Source organism: Aureimonas jatrophae (genome assembly GCF_900104035.1).
GTDB classification, from domain to species: domain Bacteria; phylum Pseudomonadota; class Alphaproteobacteria; order Rhizobiales; family Rhizobiaceae; genus Aureimonas; species Aureimonas jatrophae.
The window spans coordinates 1-15,559 of the sequence record NZ_FNIT01000001.1; the positions used below are offsets into that span (position 1 = coordinate 1).

The 15,559-nt window shown below is 68.9% G+C and carries 17 protein-coding genes; 10 read left to right on the forward strand and 7 right to left on the reverse strand.

Features of this window, described 5'->3' with window-relative positions; translation table 11 throughout:
* A partial coding sequence (locus BLQ76_RS00005) for a methyl-accepting chemotaxis protein (protein ID WP_244519418.1) occupies positions 1-1,415 on the reverse strand: 1,415 nt, incomplete at its 3' end.
* 249 nt (positions 1,416-1,664) lie between these two features.
* Here BLQ76_RS00005 and BLQ76_RS00010 point away from each other — a divergent pair.
* Positions 1,665-2,171: a MaoC family dehydratase gene (locus BLQ76_RS00010; protein ID WP_090667086.1), complete on the forward strand. Its 507-nt coding sequence runs from the start codon at positions 1,665-1,667 to the stop codon at positions 2,169-2,171.
* Between the two features lie 13 nt (positions 2,172-2,184).
* Positions 2,185-2,886 (forward strand): phosphoglycolate phosphatase, encoded by a 702-nt coding sequence (gene gph, locus BLQ76_RS00015; RefSeq protein WP_090667088.1) that lies wholly within the window; start codon positions 2,185-2,187, stop codon positions 2,884-2,886.
* Positions 2,887-2,889: 3 nt separating this feature from the next.
* On the opposite strand, the gene BLQ76_RS00020 is transcribed toward gph, so the two are convergent.
* A complete protein-coding gene (locus BLQ76_RS00020) occupies positions 2,890-3,642 on the reverse strand; it encodes a DUF2076 domain-containing protein (protein ID WP_090667091.1) in 753 nt (250 codons plus the stop codon).
* A 171-nt stretch (positions 3,643-3,813) separates the two neighbouring features.
* Positions 3,814-4,071 (reverse strand): hypothetical protein, encoded by a 258-nt coding sequence (locus BLQ76_RS00025; RefSeq protein ID WP_139183886.1) that lies wholly within the window; start codon positions 4,069-4,071, stop codon positions 3,814-3,816.
* A gap of 167 nt (positions 4,072-4,238) precedes the next feature.
* On the opposite strand from BLQ76_RS00025, the gene BLQ76_RS00030 reads away from it, so the two are divergent.
* Positions 4,239-4,493 carry a hypothetical protein gene (locus BLQ76_RS00030; RefSeq protein ID WP_139183887.1) on the forward strand — a complete coding sequence of 85 codons (255 nt, stop codon included), beginning with the start codon at positions 4,239-4,241 and terminating at the stop codon, positions 4,491-4,493.
* A 14-nt stretch (positions 4,494-4,507) separates the two neighbouring features.
* On the opposite strand, the gene BLQ76_RS00035 is transcribed toward BLQ76_RS00030, so the two are convergent.
* Genes BLQ76_RS00035 through BLQ76_RS00045 form a run of 3 tightly spaced genes read right to left on the reverse strand, consistent with a single transcriptional unit; the run spans position 4,508 to position 8,484 of the window.
* Positions 4,508-6,733, reverse strand: a complete 2,226-nt coding sequence (locus BLQ76_RS00035; protein WP_090667099.1) for a xanthine dehydrogenase family protein molybdopterin-binding subunit — start codon at positions 6,731-6,733, stop codon at positions 4,508-4,510.
* Positions 6,733-7,218 (reverse strand): (2Fe-2S)-binding protein, encoded by a 486-nt coding sequence (locus BLQ76_RS00040; RefSeq protein ID WP_090667102.1) that lies wholly within the window; start codon positions 7,216-7,218, stop codon positions 6,733-6,735. Before BLQ76_RS00040 ends, BLQ76_RS00035 begins: the two co-directional genes overlap by 1 nt.
* 18 nt (positions 7,219-7,236) lie before the next feature.
* On the reverse strand, positions 7,237-8,484 hold the full coding sequence (locus BLQ76_RS00045; RefSeq protein WP_090667105.1) for a cytochrome c: 1,248 nt from the start codon (positions 8,482-8,484) through the stop codon (positions 7,237-7,239).
* A gap of 3 nt (positions 8,485-8,487) precedes the next feature.
* On the opposite strand from BLQ76_RS00045, the gene BLQ76_RS21580 reads away from it, so the two are divergent.
* The 6 genes from BLQ76_RS21580 to urtE all read left to right on the forward strand — a co-directional run bounded on the left by BLQ76_RS21580 (position 8,488) and on the right by urtE (position 14,518).
* A complete protein-coding gene (locus BLQ76_RS21580; RefSeq protein WP_139183888.1) occupies positions 8,488-8,715 on the forward strand; it encodes a hypothetical protein in 228 nt (75 codons plus the stop codon).
* 42 nt (positions 8,716-8,757) lie between these two features.
* Complete coding sequence (gene urtA, locus BLQ76_RS00050) at positions 8,758-10,074, forward strand: urea ABC transporter substrate-binding protein (protein WP_090667108.1); 1,317 nt, start codon at positions 8,758-8,760, stop codon at positions 10,072-10,074.
* Positions 10,075-10,191: 117 nt separating this feature from the next.
* Complete coding sequence (gene urtB, locus BLQ76_RS00055; RefSeq protein WP_090667111.1) at positions 10,192-11,841, forward strand: urea ABC transporter permease subunit UrtB; 1,650 nt, start codon at positions 10,192-10,194, stop codon at positions 11,839-11,841.
* Complete coding sequence (gene urtC, locus BLQ76_RS00060; protein WP_090667115.1) at positions 11,838-12,983, forward strand: urea ABC transporter permease subunit UrtC; 1,146 nt, start codon at positions 11,838-11,840, stop codon at positions 12,981-12,983. The genes urtB and urtC overlap by 4 nt, the downstream gene beginning before the upstream one ends.
* Positions 12,984-12,988: 5 nt before the next feature.
* Positions 12,989-13,822 carry an urea ABC transporter ATP-binding protein UrtD gene (urtD, locus tag BLQ76_RS00065; RefSeq protein ID WP_244519419.1) on the forward strand — a complete coding sequence of 278 codons (834 nt, stop codon included), beginning with the start codon at positions 12,989-12,991 and terminating at the stop codon, positions 13,820-13,822.
* Between the two features lie 3 nt (positions 13,823-13,825).
* Positions 13,826-14,518 carry an urea ABC transporter ATP-binding subunit UrtE gene (urtE, locus tag BLQ76_RS00070; RefSeq protein ID WP_090667118.1) on the forward strand — a complete coding sequence of 231 codons (693 nt, stop codon included), beginning with the start codon at positions 13,826-13,828 and terminating at the stop codon, positions 14,516-14,518.
* A 9-nt stretch (positions 14,519-14,527) separates the two neighbouring features.
* Here the strand turns inward: urtE and BLQ76_RS00075 are convergent, their stop codons facing one another.
* A complete protein-coding gene (locus BLQ76_RS00075; protein ID WP_090667121.1) occupies positions 14,528-14,818 on the reverse strand; it encodes a hypothetical protein in 291 nt (96 codons plus the stop codon).
* A gap of 247 nt (positions 14,819-15,065) precedes the next feature.
* On the opposite strand from BLQ76_RS00075, the gene BLQ76_RS00080 reads away from it, so the two are divergent.
* A complete protein-coding gene (locus BLQ76_RS00080; protein ID WP_139183889.1) occupies positions 15,066-15,554 on the forward strand; it encodes a hypothetical protein in 489 nt (162 codons plus the stop codon).
* Positions 15,555-15,559: the final 5 nt, after the last annotated feature.

The window sequence follows — 15,559 nt, forward strand, 5'->3', positions numbered from 1 at the left end:
TCGCTGGCGGCGCCGGCGTTGGCCTGCGTGACCTGGTCGAGCTGGACGATGGCCTGGTTGATCTGCTCGATGCCCACCGACTGCTCGCGGCACGCCGCCGTGATCTCCGACACCAGCTCCGCCGTGCGCCGGATATCGGGCACAAGCTGCTCGAGGCGCTCGCCCGCCAGCTCGGACGCGCGCAGCGTCTCGGCCGACAGGAGCCCGATCTCGGCCGCCGCCCCCTGGCTGCGCTCGGCCAGCTTTCGCACCTCGCTCGCCACCACCGCAAAGCCCTTGCCGTGCGAGCCCGCGCGCGCCGCCTCGATCGCCGCGTTCAAGGCCAGAAGGTCGGTCTGGCGGGCGATCTCCTGGATCACCGAGATCTTCTGGGCGATCGTGCGCATGGCCTCCACCGAGGACTGCACCGCCGTGCCGGTCGCCTCCGCGCTCACCCGCGCCTTGGCCGCCACCGCCTCGGTCTGCTGCGCGTTGTCCGCGTTCTGGCGAACGTTCGCCGTCATCTCTTCCATCGCGGCCGAAGCCTCCTCGGAGGCGGCCGCCTGCTGCGTGGCGCCGGCCGAAAGCCGCACGGCGGTTTCGGCCGAGCGCGACGATCCGGTGGCGACGCGGGCGGAGGAATGGCGGACGCCGTCCACGATCCGACGGAATTCGCTGGTCATCGCGTTCACGGCGCGCTGAAGATCGGCGATCTCGTCGCGTCCACGGACGGGACCCGTATCGCTGAGATCACCGCCCGCGATGCGGCCGACCGTCTCGCGCAGCGAGGACAGCGGGCGCAGCATCCAGCCGGAGGCCAGAAGCGCGAAGGTCGCGACAATCGCCAGCACGACGAGGTTGGTGATCGCCATCTGGACGACCAGCGCGTCCACGGCGTTGATGTAGGTGCTTTCCGGCATGCCGACGAACAGGACGCCGACCGTCCGGTTCGCCGCGTCCTTGATCGGATCATAGGCGACGAGATGACGCTCGCCCAGAATGTCCGCCGCGCCGCGATAGGGTTGGCCCTTGCTCAGAACCGTTTCCAGAACGGCGGGAGAGGTCAGCTTAGTGCCGACCGCCCGCGAGCCGTCCGGCTTGAGGACGTTGGTGGTCACCCGCGTGTCGCCGGCGAAGATCGTCGCCACCCCGCCCACGAGTTCCTTGATGCGGTCCACCGGCTCGACGAAGTCGTTGAGCTTGCGCACGCCCAGGCTCAGCGTGCCGTCCACCAGACGGAACTGGTTGCCGTACTTGCCCATTACCTCCCAGGCTGTGCGCATGTTGGCGTCCTGCTGCGCCATGCCTTTCTGGATGGCATCGGCCCGCATCGTTTGACGGACCTGCCACAGGTTGACCGCCGACAAGGCGACCAGACTGAACAGCGCCAGAAGCGTGATCTTCAAACGCAGCGACAAGCGAAACTTCGACAGCATGACGAATCCCCAACGAGAACACGGCCGCAACTCGGGAGGTGGAAGCCGGCTGGTCGTTCGACCCGCAGAGACACACTTGCGCCGATCATCTTGCGCAATCGTTGGGACCCGCCGGAACCGCGGGGCGATTCGCACGGCATCGTTAGCTGCGCCTTAATCCGGCCGATCGCTTGGCGCCCCCGTATCCGCATCGTATGAGCGAAGCCACGCGACGGCGTTTTCCGTCGATCGATGCGACCGGACCGCCCGATGACCGATTCCACCGCTGCCGAGGCGGCCCTGCGCCAGCGCCTCGTCGCGATCGAGACCTACCGGACCTATGTCGACGCAGACCCGTTCGTGTCGGACTGGCTGACCGTGGATCAGCCGATGATCGATACGTTCGCGGACGCCACGCGCGACCACCAGTTCATCCACGTCGATCCCAAGCGTGCCCGCGCCGAAACGCCCTTCGGCGGAACGATCGCGCACGGTTTCTTGACGCTTTCGCTCCTGTCGACGCTCGCCTTCGAGGCGCTGCCGGGCGTCGAGCGCACCCGCATGGGCATCAACTACGGCTTCGACGAGGTCCGCTTCCTCACCCCCGTGAAAACCGGCGCGCGTGTGCGCGGCCGCTTCACGCTGCGTGCCATCACGGAGCGCGCGGTCAGTCTCCAATCGAGCTGGGACGCGGCGGTGGAGATCGAGGGTGCGCCCAAGCCGGCGCTGACGGCCCGCTGGATCACGCTCGCCGTTCTCGACCCTCTCGCCAGCTGAGAAGGAAACGTCCATGGCCGACCAAGACGCGACTGCCTGGCCCAAGGCCGTGCTCTTCGATCTCGACGGTACGCTGATCGACTCGTTGCCCGACATTCATGCGGCGATGAACGAGACGCTCGCCAGCCTCGGCGAACCGCCTTTCACGCAGGAAGCCGTGGCGCGCATGGTGGGCGGGGGCGTCGAGGTCCTGATCCAGCGGGCGTTCGAGGCGCTCGACAAGGAGATCGATCCGGCAACAGCCGCCAAGATCGCGCAGCGCTATCTCGCGATCTACGCGGCTTGCTCGACCGAACTCACGACGTTGAACGCCGGCGCGAGCCTGACGGTGCGCGCGCTCCATGCGAAAGGTCTTCGCCTCGGCGTCGTCACCAACAAGCCGGAGGCCGAGACGCATGCCGTTCTCGCCCATTTCGGGCTGGACGAGTTGATGGCGGTCGTGGTCGGCGGCGACGCGGGACCCCGCAAGAAGCCGGCGCCGGACCTGTTGCTGCTGGCCTGCACCCGTCTCGGGATCGAGGCGGGAGAGGCGCTGTTCGTCGGCGATTCCGAGAACGACGTGGACGCCGCGCTGGCCGCCGCTATGCCGGTCGTGGCCGTGCGCGGCGGATATTCCCGCGTGTCGGTCGAGGCGATGGGGGCAGGCCACGTGATCGACCGCCTCGACCAGATCGGCGAGGCGATCAACGTCCTGTCGCCATCCCGGCGCGGTTAACGCTCAGATCTCCTCGAAGTCGCCGCCGGCGTCGTAGTCGTCGTAGGACGCGTCCTGGACGCCGCCGTCCTCGTAGGCCGCGCGGTCGTAGTCGCCGCCCGAGTCCACCGCCGGCTCCGCGCCGTCGTTGTTCACGGTCTCGTTGACGGTCTCGTTGGTGACGTTCTCGGTCACCTGTTCGCCCCCGAACGGGTGGTCTCCCGCGAACAGGTTGCCCAGCATGGACCCGAGCATCACGCCGCCGGCCACGCCGACCGCCGTCTGGGCGGCACCGGCAAGGAAGCCGCCGCCGCGCCCGCCCATCATTCCGCCGCCCATGGGCGCTCCGTATCCACCGGGGGCCGCCCCATAGGGCGCCGCCTGCTGCGCGCCGCCCCAGGGACCGCCGCGCTGACCCTGCGGGTAGCCGCCTCCCTGCGCGTAGCCAGCCGGCTGACCGTAACCGCCGCTCTGCGGCCGCGCAGGCTCGCGCGACGAGGAGCCGCCGCCGAACAGGCCGCCCAGGAAGCCGCCCGACGAGCCGGAGGGACGCTCGCGGACCTGCGCTTCCAGCTCTTCGATGCGGGCATTGGCCGCCTTCAGCGCTTCCTCCTGCACGATCATGGTCTGGGCCATGTAGTAGGGTGCGGCCGGCTGGGACTCCACGGCCCGGCGGATGAGTTGCTCCGCCTCGGGATCGCGCGGCGGCGCTGCGCGCTCGGCTTCACCCAGGCGACCGAACAGGCCGCGGATCATCTGCTGCTCGTTGGAGTCCATGACGGTTCCTTCCAGGACCTCGCGTTACGCTGCGCCGGCCGGAAGCTCAAAGCCTCGTTTCCGGCGCGCCGTCCGGAGATGTGCGACCGAGGGTCGCCCCGTTCCAGCGGCGCCTCTTCGAAATCATCGTGAGGGCTTCCGCGTTCCCGTTCACGGGCGCGTGAGAGCGGATCAGTACTGGATCTTGCGCGGAACGTAGCCGCCGCGCCGAAGGATCGAGGCGATGGCGACCTGGTCGCGCAGCGGCTTGGCGAGGATCGGCAACACGAGCCGCTCGAAGATATCGCGTTCCTGCGCGTCGAGAGCGCCTTGGCCCTTGGTGGCGACGAGGCGGGCGACGGCGAGTTCGGGAGAGTTGGGCTTCAGGAGATCGGCCGCGATCACTTCGCCGATCAGGGCGCTGATCTCGGGATCCACAGGGGCAGTCATCGTCTCGGCACTTTCGGATCTTCGCGGCGGGTGAGTTAGCGGGACATTGGGGCGCTGTCGAGGAGGAGAAGAGGGCGATCGCCGTCACTTTGCGGTCACGGGATCGCATCGGCGCGTCGTGCGTTTCCGGGACCCAACCGATGACGTCCGAGAAGGTCCCCCCGTCCATGTCCCAGACCGCGCTCAGCGATAAGGCCCTGTCGATCCTCACCTTTGCCGCCTACCACTCGCTTGTCAGCGGCGAGACCGTGACGCGCGTCGTTCTCGATGACGGCAAGGGTCACAAGGCCGATAGCCAGGGTGTGAGCGAGATGGAGGAGGCGGGCCTCCTGTCACCCGACGGCGAGCGCGGCACGCTGACCGACAAGGGCGAGGACGCCCTCGGCAAGGTGATCGAGGCGATCCGCTCCGCCGCGCGCTGACGCCGCCCGCCGGGTCACCCCGCCAGCGCGGCGGTGATCCGGTCGGCCCGCAGCGGCAGGTCCCGAATGCGGGCGCCGCTTGCGTCGGCCACGGCGTTGGCGATGGCCGCGGCCGCCGGTCCCTGTGCTGCCTCCCCGGTGCCCAGAAACGGATCGCCCGGCCGGTCGACCACATGAACCGCGATCGACGCCGGTGCCTGGCCGAAACGCAGGATGGGATAGGTGGCCCAATCGCGCGAGGCGAGTCCGTCCGCACTGAAACGCACCGATTCGAGGAGCGTCCAGCTGGCGGACTGGACGATGCCGCCTTCGATCTGGTTGCGGATGCCGTCCGGATTGACGGGCTCACCCGCATCCACCGCCGCCACGACCCGTCCGATCCGGATCTCGCCGGTGTCGCGCTCGACCTCGACCTCCAGGGCGACGGCGCAATAGGCTTCCAGAAGCTTGTAGCGGGCATAGGCGAAGCCGCGCCCCCGCATCGGCGCGTCCGCGCGCCAAGCCGTCCAGCCGAATTCGCCGGCCGCTCGTTCCACGACGGCGCGCGCGCGGGGGTCCTGGAGATGGGCCAAGCGAAAGGCGACCGGGTCGGCCTCCGCGCGCAACGCCAGCTCGTCCATGAAACTCTCGATCGAGAAGACGTTGTGAAAGGCCCCGAGCCCACGCATCGCTGAGACACGCAGCGGCATCTGCGGCACGAAGTGCTTGACGACCCGCAGGTTTGGCAGCGCATAGCCGGGGATCGCGTTACGGTCGCCCCCGCCGGTCGGCTGCGGGATATCGGCCGGTGGCTCCGGCGCGCGAGGCGGATCCAGAAGGCGGCCCGCCAGAAGATTGCCGGCCGTGCCCGGCCGCGTCGAGTGGGGTGTCGACCAGACATCGTAGCGCCATTGCGTGATCCGGCCGTCCGACGACAGGCGTGCGCCGACCTGCCCGACCATGGCCGAGCCGTAGGGCTCGAACACGTGCTCGTCCTCGCGCATCCACTGGACGCGGACCGGGCGACCCGAAAGGCGGCTCGCGATCAGCGCGGCGTCGCCGGCGGCGTCGTCCGCCCCGTTGTGCCCATAGCAGCCGGATCCGTCCTGATGGATGACACGGACCTGCGACGGGTCGAGGCCGACGAGTTCCGCGATCGCCGCACGGTCGGGCGAGACGCCCTGCGTGTGGCTCCAGACCGTGAGCGAGCCGTTCTCAAGATGGGCGACCGCGCAGGAGGGGCCGATCGATCCGTGCATCTGGTAGGGACGGCGGAACGTCGCCGCGATCCACTCGCCGGCGGGCGCTTCCAGACCCGTCTCGTCGTGGATCACAGAGACGTCGGCATCGGTCTGACGCAGCCAGTCGTGGATGCGCCCGGGGTCGGGAAGCAACGGCGCGTCGCTCCAGCGGGCATCGTGCGCCAGCTGCTCCCGGCCGCGGATCGCCTCGTACTCGCTGCGCGCCACCACCGCCAGAAAGGATCCCTCCCGGACCACGGCCTCGATCCCGGGCATTCGCTCGGTCGCGGCGACGTCGACGCCGAGGAGGCGACACCGGGGCTGGGGCGGGCGCACGAGACGCGCGTGGAGCATGCCGGGCAGGCGCAGGTCCTGCACATAGGCCGGCGCACCCGCGAGCTTGGCGGGAAGGTCGCGACGCGGAACGCTTTGGCCGATGATCCGGAACGCGGCGGGATCCGTCAGCCGGGACCGGGGCGCGGCCGGCTGCGCCGTGTTCGCGTCGCCCGCAACGTCGCCGAAGCCGAGACTGCGCCCGTCGGGCGCCAGGATGCGACCGTACTCGGCCCGGAGCAGGCCGGCGTCGAGACCGAGCCGCCGCGACGCCGCCGCCACCAGAAGTTCGCGGACCTGTGCGCCCGCGTGCCGGATCGCGGTACCGCTCTCCGCCATGGATTGGCTCCCGGCCGTGTAGCCCTCGTCGGGCGTGAGGCTCGTGTCGGCGGTCTGCAGCGTGACGAGCGCGGGATCGGCGTGCAGTTCCTCCACCGCGACCTGCCAAAGCGCGGTGCGGATCCCCTGGCCGAGCTCCGCCTTGCCGGTGAACACGGTGATCCGGCCATCGGCTTCCACACGAATCCAGCTGTCGAGCCGCGGGGTCTGGGACAGACTACCCGGACGAGCGCCGCCCGCCGCCTCGCCTTCGCCGCCCGGATCCCCTTGCGCCTTCGCGCCGACCTGCGGGGCGAGCGAAAAGGCGAGGAGGAGGGCGCCGCCCTTCAGCACATCGCGACGCCGCATCACGGCGTGTCCTGCTGGGCGAGGGTCTGCTCCGGCCGGCCCGCAGCGCGGCGGGCGGCCCGCAGGATGCGCTCGTGCGTGCCGCAGCGGCAGAGATGGGGCTCCAGCGCCCGCCGGATCGCCGCCTCGTCGGGATCGGGATCAGCTCGCAGCAGGCCCTCCACCGCGACGATCATGCCGGGAATGCAGTAGCCGCACTGGGCGGCCTGCTCGTTCAGAAAGGCGGCCTGCACCCGGCCGGGCGCATCCACCGTTCCAAGACCCTCCAGCGTGACGATCTCGCGCCCCTCGATCGCCGCGATCGGCAGCAGGCAGGAGAAGGCGCGCTTGTTCTCGTAGAGAACCGCGCAGGATCCGCACTGGCCGAGGCCGCAGCCGTATTTCGCCCCGTTCAGCCCGAGCTCGCCGCGCAGCAGGTAAAGCAGCGGCGTGGCCGGATCGGCATCGGTCTCGTGCCAGCGACCGTTGACGTTGATGCGCAGCATGGAATGGCTCCGGCTGTTCTATCGCGTGGCTTCGCGGGCGTCGCGGACCGCGGACGACACGTCACCGAAGGGTGGAAGACCCGAGTACCGGGCCCGGACATAGGCGATCAGATCCTCGATCTGCTGGTCGACCAGAAGGTCGGCGAAGCCGGGCATATAACTGCCAACCGTGCCGGGGAGCGGCTGCCGCCCCATCATGACGATGTTGGCGAGGTTGCGCGGATCGTTCGCGTGGACGGCGGTGCTGGTATCGAGCGGCATGCCGCGCGCACCCCCGCCGAGCGAGCCATCGTGGCAGGACAGGCAGGCGCCGGCAAACAGCGCGGCGGTCGAGGCGTCCACCGCCGGGTTCGGAGCCGGCGGAGGCAACGCGGGACGCGGCTCGAGCACGGTCATCAGGTAGGCCGCCATGGCGCGGGCATCCTCGCGGGGCGTGCGGGCGAGATTGACGCCGACCGGCTGCATCGGGCCCGAGCCCGCACCATGCTCGGGATCGAAGCCGTCGCGCAGGTAGGTCTCGAGCGTGTCCTGCGTCCAGGGCACGACGGCCGCCGCCTCGCCGGCGATCGCCGGCGCCGTCCATCCCGCCGACAGGCCGCCGCGCAAGGGGGCGTCCCGCCGCTCGCCCTGGATCAGGTTGCGGGGCGTATGGCAGGCGCCGCAGTGCCCCAGCCCCTCCACGAGGTAGCGTCCGTAGTCGACCTCGCGCGTGACGTCCGCATCCGGCTCGAACCGTCCTTCGCGAAAGGCCAGGAGCTTCCAGCCCGCGAGCAGCGGGCGGAAGCGCAAGGGAAGCGGCAGATCGTTCTCGCGGGTCGGCTGGCGCACTGGCTCGCGGGTCATCAGGAAGGCATAGAGCGCGCCGACGTCGCCGTCCGAGATCGTCGTGAAGTGGTCGTAGGGAAACGCGGGATAGAGATGGCGTCCCTCCCGGTCGATGCCCTGCCGCATGGATCGGTCGAAGGCTTCGAGGCTCCACGCGCCGATGCCGGTCTCCGGGTCGGGCGTGATGTTGGTGCCGTAGATCGTGCCGAACGGCGTCTCGACCCCGTATCCGCCGGCGTAGGGTCGACCGCCCTCGCTCGTGTGGCAGGTGTTGCAGTTGCCCAGGAGCGCCAGGCGCTGTCCGCGTTCCACCGCGATCGGCGAGAAGCTGGTGCGGTCGGGCGGCGCGATCGCATCGATCTCCCGTGGTGACAGCGCATAGAGAAGGAACCCGCCCAGAAGCAGGAGTGGGAGGCTGATGGCGACAGTCAGACGACGCATGGCATGCCGAACTCGAACTCTTCCATCGGCAACATGCCTCAGGCCGGCGGGAACGCCACCCCGGTGAGGAGCGACGAATTTGCGCGTGCGATGTCTGCCTTGACCAGAGCATGCTTAAAAAACGTTCAACAAGCCCGCACGCTGAGCGTCTGCGGAGTGTTGGACTGGGACAGCAAGCCGGACCGGCGGGTTTTCGAAACTGGCATGAAGCTTGCCATGACAGGAATGTGACGCCGTCAGGGGGACGGCCGAGCCTTCAGGGGAACCTCGTTCATGACAGCTGCCTCCCGGCTTCTTTCCGCACTTGCCGCCGTCGGCATCGCCGGCGCCGCCGGCTCGGCCGCTTTTGCGCAGGCCGCGCCCACCGGCGAGCCCATCAAGGTCGGCATCCTTCATTCGCTGTCGGGCACGATGGCGATCTCGGAGACGACCCTGAAGGACGCCATGCTCATGCTCATCGACGAGCAGAACAAGAAGGGCGGCCTGCTCGGCCGGCCGCTGGAGGCCGTGGTCGTCGATCCCGCCTCCGATTGGCCTCTGTTTGCCGAGCGCGCGCGCGGTCTCATCGCGCAGGACAAGGTCGCCGCCGTGTTCGGCTGCTGGACCTCGGTGTCGCGCAAGTCCGTTCTGCCGGTCTTCAAGGAGCTGAACTCGATCCTCTTCTATCCCGTGCAGTACGAGGGCGAGGAGTCCGAGCGCAACGTCTTCTATACGGGCGCCGCACCCAACCAGCAGGCCATTCCCGCCGTCGACTACCTCATGAACGAAGGCGTCGAGCGCTGGGTCCTAGAAGGCACGGACTACGTCTATCCCCGCACCACCAACAAGATCCTCGAGGCCTACCTGAAGTCCAAGGGCGTCGCGGCCGACGACATCAAGATCAACTACACGCCCTTCGGCTTCTCCGACTGGCAGACCGAGGTCGCCGCGATTAAGGAGTTCGGCTCGGGCGGCAAGAAGACGGCCGTCGTCTCCACTGTGAACGGCGACGCCAACGTGCCCTTCTACAAGGAGCTCGCCAACCAGGGCGTCTCGGCTTCCGACATCCCCGTCATGGCCTTCTCGGTCGGCGAGGAGGAACTGGCCGGTATCGACACCGGGCCACTCGTCGGACACCTCGCCGCCTGGAACTACTTCCAGAGCGTCGATACGCCCGAGAACGAGGAGTTCATCAAGACCTGGAAGGCGTTCACCAAGAACGACAACCGCGTCACCAACGATCCGATGGAAGCCCACTACATCGGCTTCAACATGTGGGTGAAGGCCGTGGAAGCCGCCGGCACGACCGATACCGATGCGGTGGTCGATGCCATGGTCGGCGTGGCCGTGCCCAACCTGTCGGGCGGCGTCTCGGCGATGGGCGCCAACCACCACATCACCAAGCCGGTGCTGATCGGTGAGATCCAGGGCGACGGCCAGTTCGAGGTGGTCGACGAGACCCCGGGCCTCGTGCTCGGCGACGAGTGGTCGGACTACCTGCCCGAGTCGAAGCCGCTGATCGCCGACTGGCGCAAGCCGATGAACTGCGGAAACTTCAACACCGACACCGGCAAGTGCGGTGGCGCAGGACAGCAGGCCGCCGCGAACTGATCCGCTCGCGCTGAACCTCCCCCAAGCCGGCCGTGCTCCCTGCGGCCTGGCTTCAAGGAGCCGGGACGGTCCTCTCCACCGCTCCTGGCTCCCCAGCTTCCTTTGGATCCGGTGCCCATGACCACGGTTTTCGGAAGGCTCGGCCTTCGCCCCGCGCTCGTTCTGGCTCTTGTCGCGCTAGTGCTGGCGGCCTGGCCGCGCGAGGCGGCCGCGCAGGATGCGCCCACCGCATCGACATTGATCCAGTCCTTGGGCGGCAAGCGCTCCTTCGACGAGACCGAGGCGACCGTGCGGGCGCTGGGCGCGCTGGGCGATCCCGCCGCCGAGCCGGCGCTGCGAGCGCTGGCCGATGGCAACCTCTACTACGGAAAGACCGACGGACGCGTCCTGATCGGCGCCGCGCAGGGATCGCAGATCCTGGGCGCCGACCCGCTCAGCGGCGAGGCGCTAGGCGCGTTCCCGAAGGCCGCCTTGGAGAAGGTGCGCGTCAAGAATTCCATCCGCACCCTCGTCGGCGAGGCGCTCGGCGCGCTGACGCTGGGGTCGAGCGACCCGGCGCAGCGCCTGCGTGCGGCGCGCGGCCTGTTCGAGCGGGCCGAGCCCGCCGACACCGCAACGCTCGATGCCGCGCTCGCGCGCGAAGACGATCCCGGCGTGCGCGCCGCGCTCGAGGAAGCGCGTGCCGTCGCGACCCTGCGCGATGCCGCGGCCGATCCCAACCTTCGCCTCGACGCGGTCGGAACCGTCGAGCGCCGCGCCGACCGTCCCGCGCTCAACGTCCTCGGCTCCGTGGAGGGCGATCGCGATCCCGCCGTGGCCGAGGCGGCCTCGCGCGCGGCCGATGCGATCCGCGCCGACATCGCTCTTTGGGCGCAGCTTCAGAACGTCTGGTACGGTCTTTCGCTCGGCTCGGTGCTGCTGCTCGCCGCGATCGGCCTGGCCATCACCTTCGGCGTCATGGGCGTCATCAACATGGCGCATGGCGAGATGGTGATGATCGGCGCCTACACGACCTTCGTCGTGCAGCAGGCCTTGCGGGCCTACGCGCCGGCCATGGGCGACTGGTCGCTGGCGATTGCCCTGCCGCTCGCCTTTCTCGCCGCCGGGCTCGTCGGCTTCCTGATGGAGCGTTGCCTGATCCGCTTCCTCTACGGGCGACCGCTGGAGACGCTGCTTGCCACGTTCGGCGTCTCGCTGATGCTCCAGCAACTCGTGCGCACGATCTTCGGGCCGACCAACCGCGAGGTCGCCAATCCCTCCTGGATGTCGGGTTCCTTCGAGGTCGGGCTGATGGCCGTGACCTGGAACCGCCTCTGGATCATCGTCTTCGCCGCCGTGGTGTTCGCCGCGCTTCTTGTCGCGCTGAACCGCACGGCGGCCGGCCTGAAGATGCGCGCCGTCACGCAGAACCGGCGCATGGCCGCCGCCATGGGCATCCGCACACCCATGGTGGACGCTCTGACCTTCGCGCTCGGCTCGGGCATCGCCGGCATGGCGGGCGTGGCGCTCTCGCAGATCGACAACGTCTCGCCGGACCTTGGCCAGGGCTACATCATCGACAGCTTCATGGTGGTCGTCTTCGGCGGGGTCGGAAACCTCTGGGGCACCCTGGTCGGGGCGGTCACGCTCGGCGTCCTCAACAAGTTCCTGGAGCCTTATGCCGGCGCCGTGCTGGGCAAGGTCGCCGTCCTCGTCCTCATCATCCTCTTCATCCAGAAGCGGCCGCGCGGCCTCTTCGCCCTCAAGGGACGCTTCGTCGACGCATGATCGCCGCTCGCCTTGGACACCGCGCGATCTGGCTGGCGGCAGCGCTCGTCCTCGCCGCCATCCTGGTTCCCGCCCTCAACCTCCTCGTGCCAGCCGGACACGCGTTGCACGTGCCCGACTACCTCGTGCCGCTCCTCGGCAAGTATCTCGCCTACGCGATGCTCGCGCTCGCGCTCGACCTCGTCTGGGGATACTGCGGCATCCTCTCGCTCGGCCACGGCGCCTTCTTCGCGATCGGCGGCTATGCGATGGGCATGTATCTCATGCGCCAGATCGGCAGCCGGGGCGTCTACGGCCATCCCGTCCTCCCGGACTTCATGGTTTTCCTTCAGTATCGCGAGTTGCCCTGGTTCTGGCTGGGCTTCGACAGCTTTCCGTTCGCGATGCTGGTGGCGCTCGTCGCGCCGGCGTTTCTCGCATTCCTGTTCGGCTTCCTCGCCTTTCGCTCGCGCGTCACCGGCGTCTACCTCTCGATCATCACGCAGGCGCTCACCTACGCGCTGATGCTCGCCTTCTTCCGCAACGACATGGGGTTCGGCGGCAACAACGGGCTGACCGACTTCAAGGACATTCTCAGCTACCCCATCCAGGCGGGTGCGACGCGGGCAAGCCTGTTCGCCGCCACCGCGCTCCTCCTAGCGCTTGCTGTGCTGCTCGTCGGTTGGATCACGCGCTCGAAGCTCGGGCTCCTCATGGTGGCTGTGCGCGATGCCGAGAGCCGTACGCGCTTTCTCGGCTGGCGGCCGGAATACGTGAAGCTTTTCGCCTTCACGCTCTCGGCCATGATCGCAGGCGTCGCCGGCGCGCTCTACGTACCGCAGGTCGGCATCATCAATCCCGGCGAGTTCGCCCCGCTCAACTCGATCGAGGTGGTGGTCTGGGCGGCGGTCGGCGGGCGCGGCACGATCCTCGGGCCGGTGGTCGGCGCCATCCTCGTCAACGGCGCGAAAAGCGTGTTCACCGCCGCCGCGCCCGAGTTCTGGCTCTTCATCCTCGGGGGTCTCTTCGTCGTGGTCACCCTGTTCCTGCCGCGCGGAATCGTCGGCACCATCGACCACGGCTGGCGCGCGCTGCGGGCGCGGCGCCGCTCGGCCGAAGCCGAGCGCGGCGTCGCGGTCCCGCTCGCGAACCCGGCGGAGTAGGCGGAATGGACATGATCGAACCCGCCGAGCGTCCGCTCGTCTCGCCCCACCCCTACGCCACGCAGCGTGCGCTGGAGGCCGCGAACCTCGGCCCGCGCGGCGGCGACACGCTTCTCTACCTCGATGCCGTCAACAAGAGCTTCGACGGCTTCCGGGCAATCAACGACCTGTCGCTGGTCGTCGCGCGCGGCGAGATGCGGGCCATCATCGGTCCGAACGGCGCCGGCAAGACCACGATGATGGACATCGTGACGGGCAAGACGCGTCCCGATTCGGGCGCCGTGTACTTTCGCGGTGACATCGACCTCACACGCCACGACGAGGCGTCCATCGCGCGGCTCGGCATCGGCCGCAAGTTCCAGAAGCCGACCGTCTTCGAGAGCCACACGGTGGAGGACAACCTGCGGCTTGCCCTGTCTGGCGAGCGCGGCGTGTTCCGCGCGCTTCTCGACCCGTTCGCGCCGGCGGAGCGCGCGCGCATCGACGAGGTGTTCGCGCTGACGCGGCTCGGCGACCACCGCGCGCGTCTCGCGGCCGACCTCAGCCACGGGCAGAAGCAGTGGCTCGAGATCGGCATGCTCCTGGCCCAGGACCCCGAACTCCTGCTCGTCGACGAACCGGTGGCCGGCATGACCGACGCCGAGACCGAGGAAACCGCGCGCCTCCTCAAGGAGATCGCGCGGACGCGCTCGGTCGTCGTCGTGGAGCACGACATGCACTTCGTGCGTATGCTCGACGTCAAGGTCACCTGCCTTCACGAGGGGCATGTCCTAGCGGAGGGACCGCTCGATCAGGTCTCGGCCGATCCGCGCGTCGTCGAAGTCTATTTGGGGCGCTGAGCCATGCTGCAGGTCAACGACGTCGATCTCTTCTACGGCGCGGCGCAGGCGCTGCGGGGCGTGTCGCTGGAGGCGAGGGCGGGCGAGATCACCTGCGTCCTCGGGCGCAACGGCGTCGGAAAGACGAGCCTGATGCGCGCCGTGGTCGGCCAGCAGCCCGTGCGGCGCGGTCGCATTGCGCTGGAAGGACGCGACCTCGGTAGCTCCGCGCCTTATCGGCGGGCGCGTTCGGGTATCGGCTTCGTGCCGCAGGGGCGCGAGGTCTTTCCGCTCCTCACCGTGCGCGAGAACCTTGAGACCGGCTACGCGCCCCTGAAGCGCTCCGAGCGCTCGATCCCAGCGCATGTCTTCGAGCTGTTTCCGATCCTCAAGTCCATGCTTGGGCGTCGCGGCGGTGACCTGTCGGGCGGCCAGCAGCAGCAGCTCGCCATCGGCCGGGCGCTCGTGACGCGGCCCAAGCTTCTCGTGCTCGACGAGCCGACCGAGGGCATCCAGCCCTCGATCATCAAGGATATCGGCCGTGCGATCCGCTTCCTGCGGGGGGAGGGGATCGCGGTGCTTCTGGTAGAGCAGTATCTTGACTTCTGCCGCGAGCTTGCGGACCGGGTCTATGTGATGGATCGCGGCCAGATCGTCTTTGCGGGCGTCGGCGCCGATCTCGACGATCCATCGGTGCGCGCGCACCTGACCGTCTGACGAGGCGCCTCAGGCACCCACCGCGTAATAGCGGCCGGCGATGCGTTCGCGCTCGATGCCGCCGATCTCCTCGCCAAGCGCCGTGATCGTGAGACCGAGTTCGGGTCCCTTCGCCCAGGCGATGCGAACGCGCGTGCGCCGGCTCTCCACCTCCTCGTAGAGAAACAGGTCCTCCGGCAGAAGCGTCTCGACGGGCGCGAAGGCGCGGATGCGTGCGCCGGTCTCGGAGCGCTCCACCACCGCGCAATCGCACAGGAACTGGCCGCCTTCAGTCAGAAGCTTGCCTGGACGCAGGCGCATGGGGCGTCTCGGCTCCCGCCGTCGCTCGAAGATCACGCCCGGTCCTTTCGCACTGAAACACGGCGATACCGGCCATAGCGCGGAACGGTGCCGAGCGGCAAACTGCGCCCTTCACCAACCGGAAACCATGTTGCGAATGCGCGTCGGGGCGTCTCCGCAAAAGCACGGTTTCCTTAACGCGGCGAGCCGACCATCGCTGGCGATCGAACCATCGGGCGCTCTCGCGCTCCAGGAGCTGACCACGTCCATGACCCTCGCCGTTTCCGACGACGACCTTCCACCCGCCCCCGCCCTTTGGCGTCTTCGCACCGAGAACTGGTCCGGCGCCGATTGGGTGGTCGGCCTGCTATCCGTGATCCTCGCCATGGGATCGCTCGGCTTCTTCACGGTCTCCTACGTGATCTCGGTGCGGTCGCCCGGCTACTTCCAGGAGGCGGCCCTATCCGCCATGCCGCCCAAGCTCGACCAGACGCTGACGGGCTCGGTCGAGGCAGGCGACGCCATGCCGGCTCAAACCGTCGTGCGCGTGCGCCAGCCGGTGCCGAGCGACTACCAGATCGTCATGGTGTTCCAGGGCGAGGCGCTGCTGGCCACGCGTGACGAACTCGTGCGCGTGCGCGTCGGAACCGTGGTGCCGGGCCTCGGCGAGATCCTGTCCATCGAAGGGACGTCGACCGGGGGCACGGTGAAGGCGGCGGACGCGACGCTGACCAGCGCCGCGACGGCCGCGAAGTAACGTCC